Source organism: Verrucomicrobiia bacterium (assembly GCA_019634625.1).
Classification (GTDB): Bacteria; Verrucomicrobiota; Verrucomicrobiia; order Limisphaerales; family CAIMTB01; genus CAIMTB01.
In genome coordinates this window covers 118948-135670 of the sequence record JAHCBA010000014.1, presented here as the reverse complement: position 1 = coordinate 135670, position 16723 = coordinate 118948, and the positions used below count along the sequence as shown (strand labels likewise).

At 68.5% G+C, this 16723-nt stretch carries 13 protein-coding genes; 7 read left to right on the top strand and 6 right to left on the bottom strand.

Annotated elements, in window-relative coordinates; all coding sequences use genetic code 11:
• Positions 1 to 119: 119 nt before the first annotated feature.
• Positions 120 to 803 carry an LON peptidase substrate-binding domain-containing protein gene (locus KF833_10770; protein ID MBX3745778.1) on the top strand — a complete coding sequence of 228 codons (684 nt, stop codon included), beginning with the start codon at positions 120 to 122 and terminating at the stop codon, positions 801 to 803.
• Here KF833_10770 and KF833_10765 read toward each other — a convergent pair.
• On the bottom strand, positions 733 to 1665 hold the full coding sequence (locus KF833_10765; protein ID MBX3745777.1) for a hypothetical protein: 933 nt from the start codon (positions 1663 to 1665) through the stop codon (positions 733 to 735). The two genes, KF833_10770 and KF833_10765, sit on opposite strands and share 71 nt — an antisense overlap.
• A gap of 171 nt (positions 1666 to 1836) precedes the next feature.
• Here KF833_10765 and KF833_10760 point away from each other — a divergent pair, with 171 nt between their 5' ends.
• Entirely contained in the window at positions 1837 to 3654 is a 1818-nt protein-coding gene (locus tag KF833_10760) for an ABC transporter ATP-binding protein (protein ID MBX3745776.1), read from the top strand.
• 280 nt (positions 3655 to 3934) lie between these two features.
• The gene (gene tilS / locus KF833_10755; protein MBX3745775.1) at positions 3935 to 5335 is read left to right on the top strand and encodes a tRNA lysidine(34) synthetase TilS; all 1401 of its coding nucleotides are present in this window, start codon (positions 3935 to 3937) and stop codon (positions 5333 to 5335) included.
• 25 nt (positions 5336 to 5360) lie between these two features.
• Here tilS and KF833_10750 read toward each other — a convergent pair whose 3' ends face one another.
• Positions 5361 to 7103: a DUF1080 domain-containing protein gene (locus tag KF833_10750; GenBank protein MBX3745774.1), complete on the bottom strand. Its 1743-nt coding sequence runs from the start codon at positions 7101 to 7103 to the stop codon at positions 5361 to 5363.
• 181 nt (positions 7104 to 7284) lie between these two features.
• Between KF833_10750 and pgsA the strand changes: the two genes are divergently transcribed.
• The 3 genes from pgsA to KF833_10735 are packed head-to-tail and all read left to right on the top strand — an operon-like array spanning position 7285 to position 9322.
• Complete coding sequence (gene pgsA / locus KF833_10745) at positions 7285 to 7872, top strand: CDP-diacylglycerol--glycerol-3-phosphate 3-phosphatidyltransferase (GenBank protein MBX3745773.1); 588 nt, start codon at positions 7285 to 7287, stop codon at positions 7870 to 7872.
• Positions 7869 to 8399, top strand: coding sequence for a phosphatidylglycerophosphatase A (locus KF833_10740; protein ID MBX3745772.1), 531 nt, complete (start codon positions 7869 to 7871; stop codon positions 8397 to 8399). The genes pgsA and KF833_10740 overlap by 4 nt, the downstream gene beginning before the upstream one ends.
• A gap of 38 nt (positions 8400 to 8437) precedes the next feature.
• Entirely contained in the window at positions 8438 to 9322 is an 885-nt protein-coding gene (locus KF833_10735) for an SDR family NAD(P)-dependent oxidoreductase (protein ID MBX3745771.1), read from the top strand.
• Here the strand turns inward: KF833_10735 and KF833_10730 are convergent.
• The 3 genes from KF833_10730 to KF833_10720 are packed head-to-tail and all read right to left on the bottom strand — an operon-like array spanning position 9312 to position 13173.
• On the bottom strand, positions 9312 to 11183 hold the full coding sequence (locus KF833_10730; protein ID MBX3745770.1) for a TRAP transporter large permease subunit: 1872 nt from the start codon (positions 11181 to 11183) through the stop codon (positions 9312 to 9314). The two genes, KF833_10735 and KF833_10730, sit on opposite strands and share 11 nt — an antisense overlap.
• Complete coding sequence (gene dctP / locus KF833_10725) at positions 11180 to 12211, bottom strand: TRAP transporter substrate-binding protein DctP (protein MBX3745769.1); 1032 nt, start codon at positions 12209 to 12211, stop codon at positions 11180 to 11182. Before dctP ends, KF833_10730 begins: the two co-directional genes overlap by 4 nt.
• A 41-nt stretch (positions 12212 to 12252) precedes the next feature.
• The gene (locus KF833_10720) at positions 12253 to 13173 is read right to left on the bottom strand and encodes a TRAP transporter TatT component family protein (GenBank protein MBX3745768.1); all 921 of its coding nucleotides are present in this window, start codon (positions 13171 to 13173) and stop codon (positions 12253 to 12255) included.
• Positions 13174 to 13340: 167 nt separating this feature from the next.
• Between KF833_10720 and KF833_10715 the strand changes: the two genes are divergently transcribed.
• Complete coding sequence (locus tag KF833_10715; protein MBX3745767.1) at positions 13341 to 14315, top strand: type II secretion system protein; 975 nt, start codon at positions 13341 to 13343, stop codon at positions 14313 to 14315.
• A gap of 852 nt (positions 14316 to 15167) precedes the next feature.
• Here KF833_10715 and KF833_10710 read toward each other — a convergent pair.
• The gene (locus KF833_10710; GenBank protein ID MBX3745766.1) at positions 15168 to 16676 is read right to left on the bottom strand and encodes a DUF1501 domain-containing protein; all 1509 of its coding nucleotides are present in this window, start codon (positions 16674 to 16676) and stop codon (positions 15168 to 15170) included.
• Positions 16677 to 16723 lie beyond the last annotated feature (47 nt).

Sequence of the window (16723 nt, the reverse complement as noted above, 5' to 3'; positions counted from 1 at the left end):
GCGGAGCACGTCCCTCCGGTTCGCTGGCTCGTTACCGACAACTTGGGGATGCACCGGGGGAAGGGTGGGCCTGTGCGTCGGCTTGCAAAGCGCGGGTGGGATTCTAACGTGGGGCACACATGGATCTTCCGAAGTCCGTCGGGGTGATGATTCTGCCGAGCGTCAATTTGTTCCCGCAGGCGGTGCTTCCCTTGTTCATCTTCGAGCCGCGTTACCGCCGGATGCTGCGGGACGCCTTGGAATCGCATCGGATGTTCTGCGTGGCCATGCAACGCCCGGATGCGAAGGGCGAGTCTCCGGCGCGGGTGGCGGGGATCGGGCTGATCCGGGCATCGGTCGAGAATTCGGACGGGACCTCGAACCTGATCCTGCAGGGGGTGGCCCGGGTGACGCTTGGGCGGGTGGTCCGGTACCGTCCGTACCGGGTGCAGGCGATCCAGGCGATGGTGGTGGCGCAGGCGGATTCGGCGCGGGTGGATGCGTTGAGCGTGAAGGTGCGGGAGTTGGTGGGGGAACGCTTCCGGCAGGGGCTGCCGGCGCCGCTGAAGTTTCTGGGGGAGGCGGCTGGGGCGCCGGGGGATGCGCCGTCGGTGGATCAGGTGCTGGAGTCGCTGACGGAGATATCGGACGCGAGTGTGCTGGCGGATCTGGTATCCTGCACCCTGCTGACCGATCCGCGTCAGCGGCAGGTGATGTTGGAGACGGTGGATGTGGAGACGCGGCTGAGGTATCTCATCTGCTTTCTTTTGCGTGAGATCGAGGGATCGCGCCCGACGGGGGACGGGAGCGATCCGGCGGCCTAGCCGGGGCCGGGGCCGGGGTGACGGGCAGGAGGTTGCGGATACGCTGGAGATTGGCTTCGACGCCCAGGAGGTAGGGATTGGGTCCGGAGGGCCAGGGATCGTTGAGGAAGCGATAGACCCCCTCGTACTCGGTTTCGAGCCTGGGCAGGGCATAGGAGGTCCAGAAGGCCGGGGTATTGCGGATGAGATCTGCGGCGGTGGGAAAGGACACGGCCGGATGGGGTGCGGGATCGTCGGGGGAGACCTCGGCGAACTCGGCATGAAGGGCGGGGAGTTTGTCCACGTAATCGGGTGCGGCCATCTGGCCGAGGAGATCGGCGGAGGCGAGGGCGCAACCGATTCTTCGGTCGAGGGCATTCTTGAACGGGAGGCCGGCCACGCGGGCATCGAACGCGGTGCAAAGGATCATGAGTTGCGCGGCGGCGATGTCGGGTTCGGGGAGGCATTCGGCGCGCAGGACCCGGGCGGCCAGGTCGGCGCTGCGCCGGACATGGACGGGGGTGAATTTGGCGCCGGTTCCGACGCGATCGCCGCGGGGCTTCAGGTATCCGGTGTCGTGGAGGAGGACGGCGACGAAGCCGAGGAGGAGGGCCCGGTCGGGGAGGGGCGGTTGACCCGGGGCGTGGTGCCAACCGAGGAGGAGTTGGGCGAGGCAGACGGTGCCCTGGAGGGTGTGTTCGAAGTCGTGGTAGCGGGTGTCGAGGGGTTCGAAGTCCGGGTGGTGACCGGCGAAGGCACGTTGCACCCAGGCGAAGACGCGGCCCAGAACTGGCGGCGGGTGGTTTCCGCCGATGATCCTCCAGGCGCTTTCGCAGACGTCCAGCACGGCGCCGGGGTTCCGGGTGTCCACGTGTGAAAACACTGATGAAGGGTAGCAGGGGCGCGGGGCGGGGCGGCAATGTTTTTGGTTACAGCGGCGGCATTGCTCTACGCGGGGTTCCCGTTTATGGAAGGGGGCATGGCAGATGCATGGCCGATGGACGGGGCAGGGAAGGCGAACCGTGGGGTGGGGCGGAGGGAAGGCTGACCGGCCATGTCGCGTTCCGCACACGGGGCCCATACCGATCCGTCGTTCCGATCGCAACCGCGCGGGGCCTGGGAGGTGATCGTCCGGGTGGCCCGCTATCTTCGGCCGTACCGGAGACTGGCGGTGGCGACGATCTCGTTTGCCATCCTGTCGCTGGCGTGCGGGATGCTTTATCCCAAGCTGACCCGGGTGCTGATCGACGACGTGATCAGCCGGCGCGAGTCAGGGCTGCTGGCGCCGGCGGCATCGGCGCTGCTGGCGGCATTTTTCCTGCGGGAGGTGTTCAACGTGCTGCGGATCCGGGTGAACAACCGGCTTGAGCAGAACGTGATCTTCGACATGCGGCGGGATGTGTATGCGCGGATGCAGCGGTTGCCGGTGGCGTGGTTTGATCCGCGGGCGTCGGGGGATTTGATGACGCGGGTGATCGAGGACGTGAACAACGTCGAGCGGCTGCTGATTGACGGGACGGAGCAGGGGACGGTGGCGTTGCTGAGCATTGCGGGGGCGCTGGTGTTCATGTTTGCGGCGAGCCCGATGCTGGGCGCGGTGGCGCTGATACCGCTGCCATTTCTGGTGGGGGGCGCCCTGTGGTACACGATCACGGCGCACCGGCGTTACCGGCGACAGCGCGAGGCGGCGTCGGCCATGAATGCGCTGTTGATGGACAACCTGCAGGGCATCCGGCAGATCAAGGCCTTCGGGCGGCAGGTCCACGAGGACCGGCGGTTTGCGGAGCGGGCGGACGACTTGAGGGAGGGGACGCTGGTGGTGATGCGGGCATGGGCATGGTATTCGCCGGCGATGCAGTTTGTGGGGGCGCTGGGGATCGGGCTGATTTTGTGGGTGGGCGGGGCGCAGGTGATGGCGGGGCGGATGGAGGTGGGGGAATTGGTGGCCTTCATGCTGTATGCGGGGATGTTCTTCTACGAACCGATCGGGCGGTTGCACGCGCTGAACCAGATGTTGCAGGCGGCGCGGGCGGCGGCGGCGCGGGTTTTCGACATCCTGGATGCCGAGGTCGAACGGGCGGACCGGACCGGGCAACTGCGGGAGCCGGTGCGGGGTGACGTCCGGTATGAGGGGGTGTCGTTTCACTATGCGGGGGGACGCTCGATTCTGCGGGGCATCGAATTGCGGGCACGGTCGGGGGAGATGGTGGCGCTGGTGGGGCCGACGGGGGCGGGGAAGTCCACGCTGGTGAATCTGCTGCCGGGATTTTACGAGGCGACGGGCGGGCGGATCGAGATTGACGGGCAGGACATTCGGGAGGTGGCGCTGGAGTCGCTTCGTGGGAACATCAGCGTGGTGGCGCAGGAGCCGTTTCTGTTCAACGGGACCTTGAGGGAGAACATCCTGTACGGGCGGTTGGAGGCGGAGGAATCGGAGATGATCGCGGCGGCGCGGGCCGCCAACTGCCACGACTTCATTGTGCGTCTGCCGGAGGGGTACGACAGCCGGGTGGGGGAGCGGGGGGTGAAGTTGAGCGTTGGGGAGAAGCAGCGCATCAGCATTGCGCGGGCGCTGTTGAAGAACGCCCCGATTCTGATCCTGGACGAGGCGACGGCCAGCGTGGACACGCAGACGGAGAGGCTGATCCAGGAGGCGCTGCAGCGGTTGATGGCGGGGCGGACGAGCTTCGTGATCGCGCATCGATTGAGCACCATCCGGCGGGCCGATCAGATCCTCGTGCTGCGCGGGGGCGAGATTGTGGAGCGGGGCACGCACGAGTCGTTGCTGGCGGAGGGTGGCTTGTACGCGCGATTGGCCCAGATCCAGGACACGGCCACGATCGAGGAGGGATTCGAGCGGATGGGGGTGTGAGAGAGTGGCAGGCTGAGACCTGAGACCTGAGACCTGAGACCTGAGACCTGAGACCTGAGACCTGAGAGCTGAGAGCTGAGAGCTGAGAGCCAGTTCGCACGCGGAACTGGAGGTCCGGGCAAGATCGAATCGATCGCACCCGCCACGAGGCAACGCTCGAAAGGGTGCACCTGCGGGATCAAGGACGAGTACGAGAAGCGCCCTTCGGGCTGAGTACGAGTCGTGGGAGGGGAGGGTTTTGGCTGGCGGGGGAGGGGGAGGGGGGCAGAGTGGAGGGGGCATGGATGAGTGGATTGCGAGCGTGGCGGGAGCGATCGAGGGCGGGGGATGGATTCCAACGGGGGCCGGGGTGGTGGTGGGGGTTTCGGGGGGGTGCGATTCGATGGTGCTGTTGCGGACGCTGGCGGTGCTGGCTCCGGGGCGCGGGTGGCGGTTGGTGGTGGCGCATGTCCATCACGGTTTGAGGGGGGCGGAGGCGGATGACGATGCGGAACGGGTCCGGGCGGGGGCGGCGGATCTGGGGTTGCCGTTCCGGTTGGGGCGGGTGTCGGTGGAGGAGCAGGCGTCGCGCGGGGAGTCGATGGAGATGGCGGCCCGGCGGTTGCGTCATGGGTATCTGGCGGAGGTGGCGCGGGGGGAGGGGTGCGAACGGATCGCGTTGGGACATCACGCGGACGATCAGGTCGAGCTGTTCCTGCTGCGGTTGTTGCGAGGCGCAGGGGGCCGGGGGTTGGGGGGGATGCGGGCGGTGGACCGGTCTCCGTCGGATCGGGGCCTCTGGGTGGTGCGACCGTTTCTCGGGTTCACGCGGGAGGCGATCCGGGCGGCGGCGGGGGAGCTTGGGGTGGGTTGGGGGGAGGACGGATCGAACAGGGGGACGGACATCTGGCGGAACCGGATCCGGCACGAGTTGATTCCTTTATTGCGGGAGCGGTTCCAGCCGGCGCTGGGACGGGTGCTGGGACGCGGGCAGGAGGTATTGCGGGCCCAGGCGGAGTGGGTGGAGCGGGGGGCGCGGGAATGGCTGGGGGATCCGGCAACGTGCCGTTTCGAGGATCTGGCGGTGGCGGTGCAGCGGGATGCGGTGCGGCTGCAGTTGGAGGGGTTGGGGGTGGCGCCGGGGTTCGAGTTGATCGAGGCGTTGCGGACTGTGTCGGACACGCCGATCCAGGTGGATGCGGGGCGGCGGGTGAGACGGGAGGCGGGAGGGCGGGTGGTGGCGGGGGATGCGGGCGTTCTGGAGGAGGGGTTTCGGATGGAGTCGTGCGGGATCGAGTTGGGGTCGGAAGCGGGGGCGATCCGGTTCGGGGGGGTGGAGGTGGCGTGGCAGGTGGATCGGGTGGCGGGGACGGAGGGGGTGCCGGGTCGGGTGGGGGGGGGGGAGTATTTGGATGCGGATGCGGTGGGGGACGGGGCGCGCTTGCGGTACTGGCGTCCGGGGGACCGGTTTCAACCGATCGGGCTGGGGGCGGCGGCGAAGTTGCAGGATCTGTTCACCAACGCGCGGGTGGCACCGGGAGAACGGCGAGACCGGGTGCTGTTGGAGGCGGCGGGCGGGGGGATTGTCTGGGTGGAGGGGTTGCGGCTGGGCGAAGCCGGCAAGGTGACGTTGCGGACGCGGCGACGACTCCGATGGGCGTGGCGGCGGGTGGGGGGGAGGGGGGTAAGTGGTAAGTGGTAAGTGGTAAGGGGTCAGGGGTCAGGGGTCAGGGGTCAGGGGTCAGGGCGTGGGGGGGGGCGGGTTCGAGGGCGAGGTCCTTGAGGCGGAGTTCGGCGGCGGCGGGAGGAAGTTCGAAGGCGACCAGGCCCTGGCGTGGTCCGGCCGGGGATTCGAGGTCGGCGTGGGGCTGGCCGTTGAGAGCGATGTGGAGGCGGTTGCCGTGGGAGCGGATTTCGAGGGTATTCCAGGGCCGGAGGGCTGGCCGGGCGTGGGCGGGGTGGAGTTGGGCTGGAGCGGGGCTGCCGGTGAGGGTGAGCCGGCCGAAGTTCCGGGAACCGAGCTGGAGGCGGTAGCCGGTGGCGCCGCCGTCGGGTGTGGATTCGGCGCGGAAGAGGATGGCGGCGTCGGCGGCGTCGGGTTGGAGTTGGAACTGGAGGCGGAGGACGAAGTCGGAGGCGATCATTTCGCTGCGAAGGAAATCGGGGGCCGGGTGGGAGGCGTGAGCACGGCCGACGAGCTGGCCTTCTTCGACGCGCCAGTGGGAGTCGTCGCCGTCCCAGAGTTCGAGGTCGCGTCCGTTGAAGAAGAGCGGGGCGGTTTCGGGGGTGGCGAGGAGGGGGACCTGACCGGGCCGGCCGAGGTAGTAGATGAGGTCGCGGAACTCCTGGTCGGCGAGGGAATCGATGAGGCCTTCGGGCATCATGGAGAGCTGGCTGAGGAAGGTGTCCACGATGTCGGCGCGGGGAAGGGTGAGGGTTTCGGTGGCGGTGGCGACGGTGAGGGTGCGGTCGTCCTGGCGCTGGACGAGTCCGGTGACCACGCGGCCGTCGCGGAGTTCGAAGGTGGAGGCGAGGTATTCGTTGGGGATGACGGCGTTGGGATCGATGATGTTCTGGAGGACGTATTCGAGGTCGTTGCGGGCGGAGCCGGTGAGGTCGGGTCCGACCTTGCCGCCGGAATCGAAGAGGACATGGCATTGCTGGCAGAGGCGGGCATAGACGACGCGGCCGCGGAGGGCGTCGCCGGGGGTGGAGCCGCCGGCGCGGTAGATGCGCCGGTAGCGTTCGATTTCGGCCTGCTTGTCGGCGGCGACGTCGCGGACGGGTCCGTACACGCGGGTGAGGGCGGTGTCGATGGAATCGTCCTTGAGGCTGCGGAGCTGGCGGAGGATTTCGGCGGTGATGTCGCGCGGGGAGACGGTGCCTTCGGCGACGGCGTCGAGGAGGATCCGGGCGGAGGTGGCGCGGGCGGCGAGGGTGTTGAGGGCGTCGCGACGTTCGCCGGGGGAGAGGGACGGATAGACGGCGAGGAGGGCGGGGGCGGCCTGGGGATCCTCGAAGGTGGCGAGGGCACGGACGGCGGCGGCACGGACGGCGGGATCGGTGAGGAGGGCGCGAAGGACGGGGGGAAGTTCGGGGTCACGGACGCCGAGGAGGGCACGGAGGGCTTCCTGGCGTTGGGCGGGATCGACGGAGCGATCCTGGAGGGTGACGCGCAGGGCCAGACGGGCGGAGGCGGAGCCGAAGGTGAGGCCGAGGGAACGGGAGAGGGAACGGATTTCGGGGACGTCACTGCGGGCGAGGCGGGCTTCGATGGCTTCCCAGCCATCGGGCATGGGAAGTTCGGGTCGGCCCTGGGTGGCGTCGCGGAGGCCGCGGAGGATATCGAGCTGGAGCTGGGGTTGGGGGGTGCCGCCGAGGATGCGGACGAGGGCGGCGAGGGTATCGGCCGCGCGGGCGGGGACGACGGCGAGCAGGCAGAGGGCAAGGGCAAGGACCAGCGGCTTCATGCGAGGGGCGCATCGTTGGGACGGGACGGGGGCGGGCTCAAGGCGATTGTTGAGGACTCGCGGAGGTCGTCCCTGCGATCGACTGGGGATGCCCTGAATTGGGAGGCGGGAATGGCAGGGCGCTTGCATCGGGGCGTGAAAACCCGGACAACGACTGGGCATTCGAGGGTTGTTGTTGCCGATGAATCTGCCGAATCGTCTGACCTTGTCGCGGCTGGTGTTGACGGTGCTGTTCTTGGGGGCGCTTCTGGCGCGATTTCCGCTGCATGAGACGGTGGCGCTGGGGTTGTTTGTGGCGGCGAGCGTGACGGACTATCTGGATGGAGAGATTGCGCGGAGGCAGGGGCTGATCACGAATTTCGGGATTCTGATGGATCCCCTGGCGGACAAGATTCTCGTGTGTTCGGCATTCATTGCGTTTGTGGAACTGGACTGGATGCCGGCGTGGATGGTGATTGTGATTGTGGCGCGGGAACTGGCGATCACGGGGCTGCGGCTGCTGGCGGCCTCGCAGAACCTGGTGCTGGCGGCGGAGGGGTTCGGGAAGCACAAGACCGTGTCGCAGATCGTGTGCATCAGCGCGATTCTGACCTCGATGGCGTATCCGACATGGGGGGCGTGGGCGCGGGCCTTTTTCGAGTTTGCGATCGTGACGCCTTGGGTGGGGTGGTTCACGGAGGCTGCGAAGTGGATGGCGGTGGGGCTGACGGTGTTGTCGGGGAGCGTGTATCTGTGGCGAAACCGGTCGGTGTATTTGAGCGACGTGTGAACGGGCGCCCGGACAGGTGGTGGGTTTGGGTGGCCGAGGGATTCGGGGTGGGGCGATTGCGGGTGGCGCCGGGGACGTGGGGTTCGCTGCTGGGGGTGGGGTGGTTTCTGCTGCTGCTGGTGCCGGGGCGGGCGTGGGTGTTTGCGGCGGGGTGTGCGGGGGCGATCGGGGCGGCGGTGTGGGTGTGCGGGCGTGCGGAACGGGTGCTGGGCCGGCACGATCCGGGGTCGGTGGTGCTGGATGAGATTGTGGCTGTGCCGCTGTGTTTTGTGCCCTTGCTGGCGGGTTGGGGGGCGTTTCCCGGAGTGGCGGCGTGGTGGGGTTGGGCGCCGTGGTGGTGGCTGGCGCTGGGGTTCGGGCTGTTCCGGGTGTTCGACATTGCCAAGCCGTGGCCGGTGGGGTGGTTGCAACGGTGGCCCGGAGGGTGGGGCATTGTGGCGGACGATGTGGCGGCGGCGTGCTGGGTGGCGGTGTTGATGGGGTTGGGGATCGGGTTCGGTTGGATCGAGGCGGGGAGGGCGCCATGAGCACGGAGGCACCGGAGGGTGGGAGTCGTCGGGTCCCGGTGGTGCTGATCACCGGGGCGGGGGCGGGGCTTGGGCTGGCGCTGACACGGCGGTTGATGGCGGGGGGGCGGCATCACCTGGTGGCGACGGCGCGGGAGGAATCGCTGGGGCGGTTTGAGGAGGCCGGCGTGCGGGAGGGGGCGCGGCTGTGGATCCGGGCGATGGATGTCACGGACGGGGGGCAGAGACGCCGGGTGGTCGAGGAGGTGGACCGGGAGTTGGGGGGTGTGGACGTGCTGGTGAACAACGCGGGCATCGCCTTCCGGTCGGTGCTCGAGCATGTGAACGAGGGGGAGTGGCTGGAGCAGATGCGGGTGAATTTCCGGGGGCCGGCCGAGCTGGCGAGGCTGGTGTTGCCGGCGATGCGGGCGAGGCGGGCGGGGCGGATTGTTTCGGTGTCGTCGGTGGGGGGGATGATGGCGATGCCGACGATGGCCTTGTACAGCGCGTCGAAGTTTGCGCTGGAGGGGGCGTTCGAGGCGTTGTGGTACGAGGTGCGGCCGTGGGGGATCCGGGTGACGCTGGTGCAGCCGGGGTTTGTGCGGTCCGATTCGTTTACGCGGACGCGGTTCACGCGGCAGGCGAGGCATGGGCGGGATGAGGAGGGGGATCCGTACCATGCGCATTACCGGGAGATGCACGGGTTCATCGAGCGCTGGATGCGTCGGGCGTGGTCGTCGCCGGAGGAGGTGGCGCGGGTGATCGAGCGGGTGATGGAACGGCGGGACCCGCCGTTGCGGGTGAGTGCGACGCCGGATGCGTGGGTGTTTGCCAAGCTGCGGCGGTGGCTTCCGCGTCGCTGGTATCACCGGCTGTTGTATGCGGCGTTGCCGGGGATTGGGCGGTGGGGTCCGGCGGGGAGGGCCGGGGAGGTCAGCGGCTGAACAGGCGAGGGAGCCAGGTGGTGAGGGCGGGGAGGTAGGTGATGACGAGGACGCCGGCGCCGAGGATGAGGAGCATGGGGAAGGTGGCGCGGATGACTTCGGGGAGGGGTTTGCCGAAGCGGTAGGAGGCGAGGAAGAGGTTCATGCCGACGGGCGGGGTGAGGTAACCGAGCTGGAGATTGGCCATGAAGAGGATTCCGAGGTGGAGGGGGTCGAGGCCGAAGGCCAGTCCGATGGGAACGATCAGGGGCACGACGACGACGATGGCGGCGTAGATGTCCATGAGGCAGCCCACGAGGATGAGGAAGAGATTGAGGGCGAGGAGGAAGACCCAGGGGGAACGGATGGCGGCCTGGACCCAGTCGGCGGCGTGATCGGGGACCTGGGCGGTGATGAGGAAGTTGGTGAAGCCCATGGCGACGCCGAGGATGAGGAGGACGCCGCCGACGAGGAGGCCGCATTCGGTCATGACGCGCGGCACATCGCGGCGCCAGTGGAGGTCGCGATGGAGGAGGGTCTGGGTGAGGAGGGCGTAGAGGGCGGTGAGGGCGGCGGCTTCGGCGGGGAGGCAGAAGAAGAGGCCGGCGAAGGCCACGAACGGCAGGAGGAGTTCCCATTTGGCAGCCCAGGAGGCGGCGAGGGCTTCGTGGAGGTTGAAGCGGCGTTCGGCGGTGGTGAGGCGGGGTCCGGCATAGACGCCCCAGGCGGAGGCGAGTCCGACCATGAAGAGACCTGGCAGCAAGCCGGCGAGGAAGAGCTGGGTGATGGGGACGTTGGCGACGATGGCGTAGAGGATGAGGGGGAGGCAGGGGGGCAGGAGGATGCCGAGGGAACCGGCGCCGGTGAGGAGACCGAGGGCATCCCGTTCGCGGTAGCGGGCGGCGACGAGGATGGGGTAGAGGAGGCCGCCGAGGGCGAGGATGGTGACGCCGGAGCCGCCGGTGAAGGTGGTGAAGAAGGCGCAGACCAGGGCGGTGACGATGGCCGGGCCGCCGCGGATGGAGCCGAACCAGGCGAGGAAGACGCGGACCAGGCGTCGTGAGGCGCCGCTTTCCGCGAGGAAGTACCCCGTGAGGGTGAAGAGGGGCACCATGGGGAGGAGGGGGTTCACCACCTGTTCGTAGTGATCGAGGGGAATGGAGGCGAGCGGGTCGCCGCGTCCCCAGAACAGGATGACCGCCGCGCCGCCGAGGACGGCAAAGATGGGGGCGCCGAGGATGGCGGCGAGCAGGAGGAGGAGGAGGGCTGGGACGACGAGGGCGGCGGGGTCGGCGGGAGGTTTCCAGGCGGCGACGAGGAGGAGGGTGGCGAGCGTGAAGGCTGCGGTGCGCCAGGGCCAGGAGGGGCCGGCGCGCCAGGCCAGGCGCAGGGCGATGGCGGCGAAGCCAAGGGGGAGGGCGCCGAGCAGGATCCAGACGGGGATCCCGTAGGCGAGGGTGCGACCGGAGAGCTTTTCGGCGGCGGTGAGCTGCCAGCTTGCGAGGCAGAGGGCGGCGGCGATGGCGGCGGCGACGAGACCGGCGACGAGGGACGCGGTGTGGCGCATCCAGTTTTGCGGGAGGAACTGGGGGAGGGTGGAGAGGGCGAGGAGACGACCTTCCCGGGCGGCAATGGCGCCGCCGACCACACCGACGAGGAGGTTGAAATGGCCGAGCCAGGCTTCGGGGCTTTGGATGCCGAAGGGGATCAGGCCGCGGCGCCGGAGCAATTCGAGGACCGGGAGCAGGAGCATGCCGCCGAGGAGGACCACGAGGACGCCGTTCTCGAGGCGGGCTGTCGGGCGGATTTTGGCGGCGGCGACCGGGGGAGGCGGGTCGCCGGTAGCCGGGGCCGGGGGAGGTTGGAATCCGGGGGCGCTCATGCGCCGGAGGCGGTGCGGAAGGTCCCGAGGAGGCGTTGAACCTCATCGAAGAGGGGGGCGGGCACGAGGCGGCCGCGCAGGCGCGGGTAGGCTTCGGCGATGACCTGGCGCCATTCGGCTGCCACATCGGGGGTGACGGGATGGACGGTGAGGCCCTGCCGGTCGCGCATGGCGGTGATGGCGGCGTCATCTTCGGCGCGGCTCTGGGCACGCACTTCGGCTCCCGTTTCCTCGGCGATGGATTCGAGGCGGGTGCGGAGGTCGGCGGGGATGCGTTCCCAGGCGCGGCGGGAGACGAGGAGGGCGCCGGTGACGGGAGTGAAGCGGAGGTCGAGCATGTGACGGGCGACGGAGGCGACCTGGGTGAAATTGGCGAGGAAGGGGGGGAGCGGGACGCCGTCGATGAGGCCGGTGGTGAGTGCGGTGAAGATCTTGTCGGGTTCGAGCGGGACGGGGTCGTAGTAGGCCCGCATGATGTCGATGGCGTCGTTGTCGCCGGCGGCGGCGAAGATCTTCATCGGTTTGAGATCGGCGGGGCGGAGGATGGGGCGACGGGTGAACCAGCGGACCCAGCCGGCGTCGGCCCAGAACAGGACCTGGTAGCCCTTGTCGGTGAAGGCCTGTTCGAGGCGGGGACGCATGGCATCGCGGACGTGATCGACCTCCTCCCAGGATTGGAAGGCCATGGGGATGAGCTGGAGGGCGGTGGGGGCCTTGTCGATGAGGCCCATGCCGGCGGCGGTGAGCATGGCGCCCTGGAGCTGCTGGATGCCCATGCGGCGGACGATGGCCGGTTCGCCGCCCTGGGTGCCGGGGTAGAGGGTGACGTCCACCCGGCCGCCGGAGGCATCGCGCCATTGGCGGGCCATGGTCTGGAAGGACTGGTGGAAGGACGAACCGCGGGGGGCCACGGTGGCCATGGCGAGGCGGAACTCGGGACGGGCGGCGGCGCGGGCGACGAATGGGACGGCCCAGGGGGTGGCGGCGAGGCCGACGGCCGAATGGCGGAGGAACTGGCGACGATTCATCGGGACGAGATACACCGGTTTTGGGGCGCGAACCAACAGCCTTACTCCAGCGGGGGCAAGAACAACTCGTCGATCCGTTGGAGGAGCCAGGCGGCACGGCGCTGGACGACGAGGTTCTCGACGCGGCTGGATGGATCGGCATCGACGTCGAGGGCAAGCGCCTGGCGGAGGAGGGATTCGAACCGTGCGCGGTCTTCGGTGGGGATGCAGACGGCCTCGGCATAGGAGACCAGCGGGCCGGCCAGGCGGCCTTCGCCAAGCTCGAGGGCCCGATCGAAGTGGCGGGTGGCACGGAGGACCGGGTCGCCTTCGCCGGTGGCCCGGCTCATTTCGAAGGGAACGAGGAGGGCATGAATCGCGCCGCGATTCCATGACGGGTCGAGGGCGAGGGCACGATCGATCAGGGCTTCGACCCGGGACAGGTCGCCGACGAGGGCCGGGTCGTCCTTGGACTGGGCGATGGCGGCGGCCCAGGAGGCGGCGGCCCAGTAGAGGAGGGGGACATCCTCCTTGCGGGCAACCGTCACGGCATGGGCGGGACTGGCATCGAGGCGGCGGGTGAAGCCGGGATGCCGGGCCTCGATCCCGCGGAGGGCGTAGTCGCGGCCCCGGAGGTAGAGGTTGCGGGCGCGGAGGCGGAGTTCACGGGCGCGGTCGAGGTCGTGATCCTCGATGCGATCGGCGGACTGTTCGATGAAGGCGTAGCCGTACTGGGTGAAGCCGCTGGCGAGGGCGGTGAGCAGGCCAACGTGCCGGGGGCTCTCGGCGAGGAGGCTTTCCATCAGTTTGAGGCTGAAGGGGAGGGCGTCGCGGACGAGTTCGGGGTCGTTGTCGGAGGCGAACGTGCCGGTCCCGCCGGCCAGGGCGTCGGCGACGCGGTTGACGGCCAGTTGACGGATGGAACAGCCCGTCCCGAAGAACAGGGCGACGAGGAGTGCGACGAGGGACGTTCGGGGCGTCATGGTGCGGTCGGACGGGCCGATTCGGGGCATGAATCGGGGCGGGCGCAATCCCGAAGTCCTGGGCTGGGGGGCGAGTGGCGACTGGCGAGTCGGGGAATGTGGGGAACGGAGGGCGCCGCTTTAGAAGGTTGGCCCGGGGGAGGGGGTTGGGCAGACTGGAGGGCATCATGAACCACCGCTATGGACCGCGAATGGGCGATGAGTTGGGAGAGGGAGGGGATGGACGCCTCTGGCGAGGACGGGGTGAGGGGTTGGGATTGGAAACGTCGGAGTTGCGGAGTTCGTCCGTGCGGGAACGGGGGTCCGGGGATGGGCCGGGGGAGGGACAACCGGGGTTGAGGCGGGGTGCGGAGGGATTCACGCTGATCGAGTTGCTGGTGGTGATCGCGATCATCGCGATTCTGGCGAGCATGCTGTTGCCGGCGTTGTCGAAGGCGAAGACCAAGGCGCAGGGGATCGCCTGCCTGAACAACGGGAAGCAGATGGGTTTGGCGTGGATCCTGTACGCGGGGGACAACGAGGAGCGGTTGGTGGACAACCACGGGATCACGCAGACCATGGCCCAGCGGCGGAGCTGGGTGAACAACGTGATGACCTGGGGATTGGAACCGGACAACACCAACCTCGCCTTCATCACCGAGGCCAAGCTGGCGCCTTATACGGCGCGGTCCGTGGGGGTGTACAAGTGCCCGGCGGACACGGCGTTGAGCGCGGCGCAGCGGGCGCGCGGCTGGTCGAAGAGGGTGCGGAGCATGGCGATGAATGCCGCGTGCGGACACGGGGGCGATCTCACGCCGAACGGACAGAGCCCGTTTCCTGGATTCAAGCAGTTCCTGAAGCTCACCGACATCACGGCGCCAGCGAACATCTTCGTTTTTCTCGACGAGCATCCGGACAGCATCAATGACGGGTGGTTCGTCAACAATCCGACGGGGACGCAATGGAGCGACCTTCCGGCCTCGTATCACAATGGGGCAGGCGGGCTCACCTTCGCAGACGGCCATTCGGAGATCCACCGGTGGTTGGAGGTCGCGACGCGCAAGGCGCCGAGGCAGGGTGGGGCGATGCTTCCATTTGCAGTGCCGGCCGCCCAGCGTCGCGACTACCAGTGGCTGGCGGACCACGCCTTCGAGCGGCTGTGAGGACGGTCGTGGGTTGGAGACGGGCGGGTGCGGGCCGGTGCCGCAGCCAAGCCTGACGAGCACGCCATGGTGACGTCTCTCCTCGCGTTCTCCGCATCGCCCACTCAGAGCCTGCACCGAGGGGATTCTGCGACCCCTGGCGGGGTCGTGGGCGGGGTGGGACTTCTGACCGGGGGTCGAACCCGCGGAGCCGGGTTCGACCCCCGGCTAATCTCTGGAAACCCTGCGGGTTTCTGGGGCCCGATGGAAGGTGAAGCTCGCAGGATCCGTGGGATCACGGGGAGTTCTGCGGTGATCCGCCTCGGTGCGCCTCACCCAACCCCCTTCGAGAGGGTGCACATCAGGGTCTTGCGGCAGGCCTCGTACCCGTACTCTTAATCTTAATCTTAATCTTAATCGTACTCGTACTCGCCCAGCCCAGTTCGCACGTGGAATGGCAGGTCTGAGCACGAGTGAACCCATTGGGGCAGCCATGAGGCGAGGTTCGAAGGGGGTGTGTCTGCGGGATCGAGGACGAGGACGAGTACCGCCCTTCGGGCTGAGTACGAGTACGGGGGAGGGAGAAAGGGGGTGGGGCGTTGGATTGAGGACTCGCGGAGCTCGTCCCTCCGATTCGCTGGGATCTGCGACCCCTGGCGGGGTCGTGGGCGGGGTGGGACTTCAGACCGGGGGACGAACCCGCGGAGCCGGGTTCGACCCCCGGCTAATCTCTGGAAACCCTGCGGGTTTCTGGAGCCCGATACGAGTACGGAGGGGGGAGAATGGGTGTGGCGCGTTGGGTTGAGGACTCGCGGAGCTCGTCCCTCCGAATCGCTGACTCGTCAGCGACAGATTGGGCGCGGTTCCGCGGGGTCAGATGGTGCGGGTGAACAGGCTGCCGATGGGTTTGCCGACGCCGTCGCGGGTGACGTAGAACGGGCGTTTCTCGACCTCGTAGGCGAGGTCGGCGGGGATGCCGACGGCGCGGAAGAGGGTGGCGTGGAGATCCTCGATCACCACGCGGTCGCGGACGGTGGAACAGGGGCGTTCGTCGGAGGTTTCGCCGTGGAGATGGCCGCGTTTGAGACCGCCGCCGAACAGCAGGACGCAGCCGGCATCGGTGAAATGGCGGTGCATGCCGTAGTGGGTCATGGACTCGATGCGGTCGGGCACGGGGACCTGGTCCTGGACAGGCTGTCCGGGGCGACCCTCCATCATCATGTCGCGGCTGAATTCGCTGGCGAGGATGATGAGGGTGCGGTCGAGGAGGCCGCGTTCTTCGAGGTCGAGGACCAGTTGGGCCACGGCGCCGTCGATGGCCTTCTTCATGTTCACCAGTTTCTCGTGGCCGTGCTCGTGGGTGTCCCAGTTGAGGAAGGGGATGTACTCGGTGCTGACCTCGATGAAGCGGGCACCGACCTCGACGAGGCGCCGGGCGAGGAGGCAGCCGAGTCCGAAGCGCTGGATGTTTTGTTCCTCGTAGCTGCCGTCGCGGACGAAATCGCCGCCCAGGCGGCGTGAGAAATCCCAGCCACCGGGGACGTAGCGGGCGACGGTTTCGGGGCTTTCCTCGGTGAGGTCGAAGGCCCTGGCGGCGGGGGAACTGAGGAGGCGATGGGCGTTGTCGAAGGAGCGGAGGAGCGATTCGCGCTGGTACCCGGAGCCGAGCTGGCCGACCGGCGAAGCCTCGAGCAGGCGGCGGTAGAAGCGGTCCCGATTGGCGAAGCGGTCCGGGCTCATGCCTCCGGGCGGGGTGACGACGTCCTTGGCGGCATCGGGGAAGGGGACATTGAAGGGGCCGTATTCGGAGCCGAGGAATCCGGCGGTGGTGAAGGCCTTGAGTTCCTCGCCTTCCCCGACTTCGAAGCGTTGGCCGATGTTGATGAAGGCGGGGACGGCGGGGTTTTTCGGGCCCAGGGTGCGGGCGATGACGGCGCCGAGGTGGGGGCAGGCGACCGTCTGGGGCGGTGTGTAGCCGGTGTGCCAGTGGAACTGGTGGCGGGAATGGAGGATGAAGCCGAGATCGCCCGCGGTGTAGGTGCGGATCAGGGTGCCGCGATCCATCACTCCGGCGATCCGTTCGAGACCGGCGGTGAAGCGGATGCCATCCACGTGGGTGGGGATGGAGGGGAAGGTGGACAGGACGCGGGCGGGATCGAGGCCCTTCTCGAACGGGGTGTAGCGCTTGGGATCGAAGGTGTCCGTGTGGGCCATGCCGCCGCCCATCCAGAGGACCACCACCGAATCGGCGGTGGCGGGAAGGAGGGCGGGGCTGGCGGCGTCCGAAGCCCAGGCCCGGGGGGCGCCGGCGGACAAGGCACCGAGGGTGGCGGTCGAGAGGGTCCGGACGAAGTCCCGTCGGGTGAAATCGCGGTGGCTCATGGCGGTGGGAAGATCGTGTTGCGGTCCAGTATAGGGGCGGGGCGACC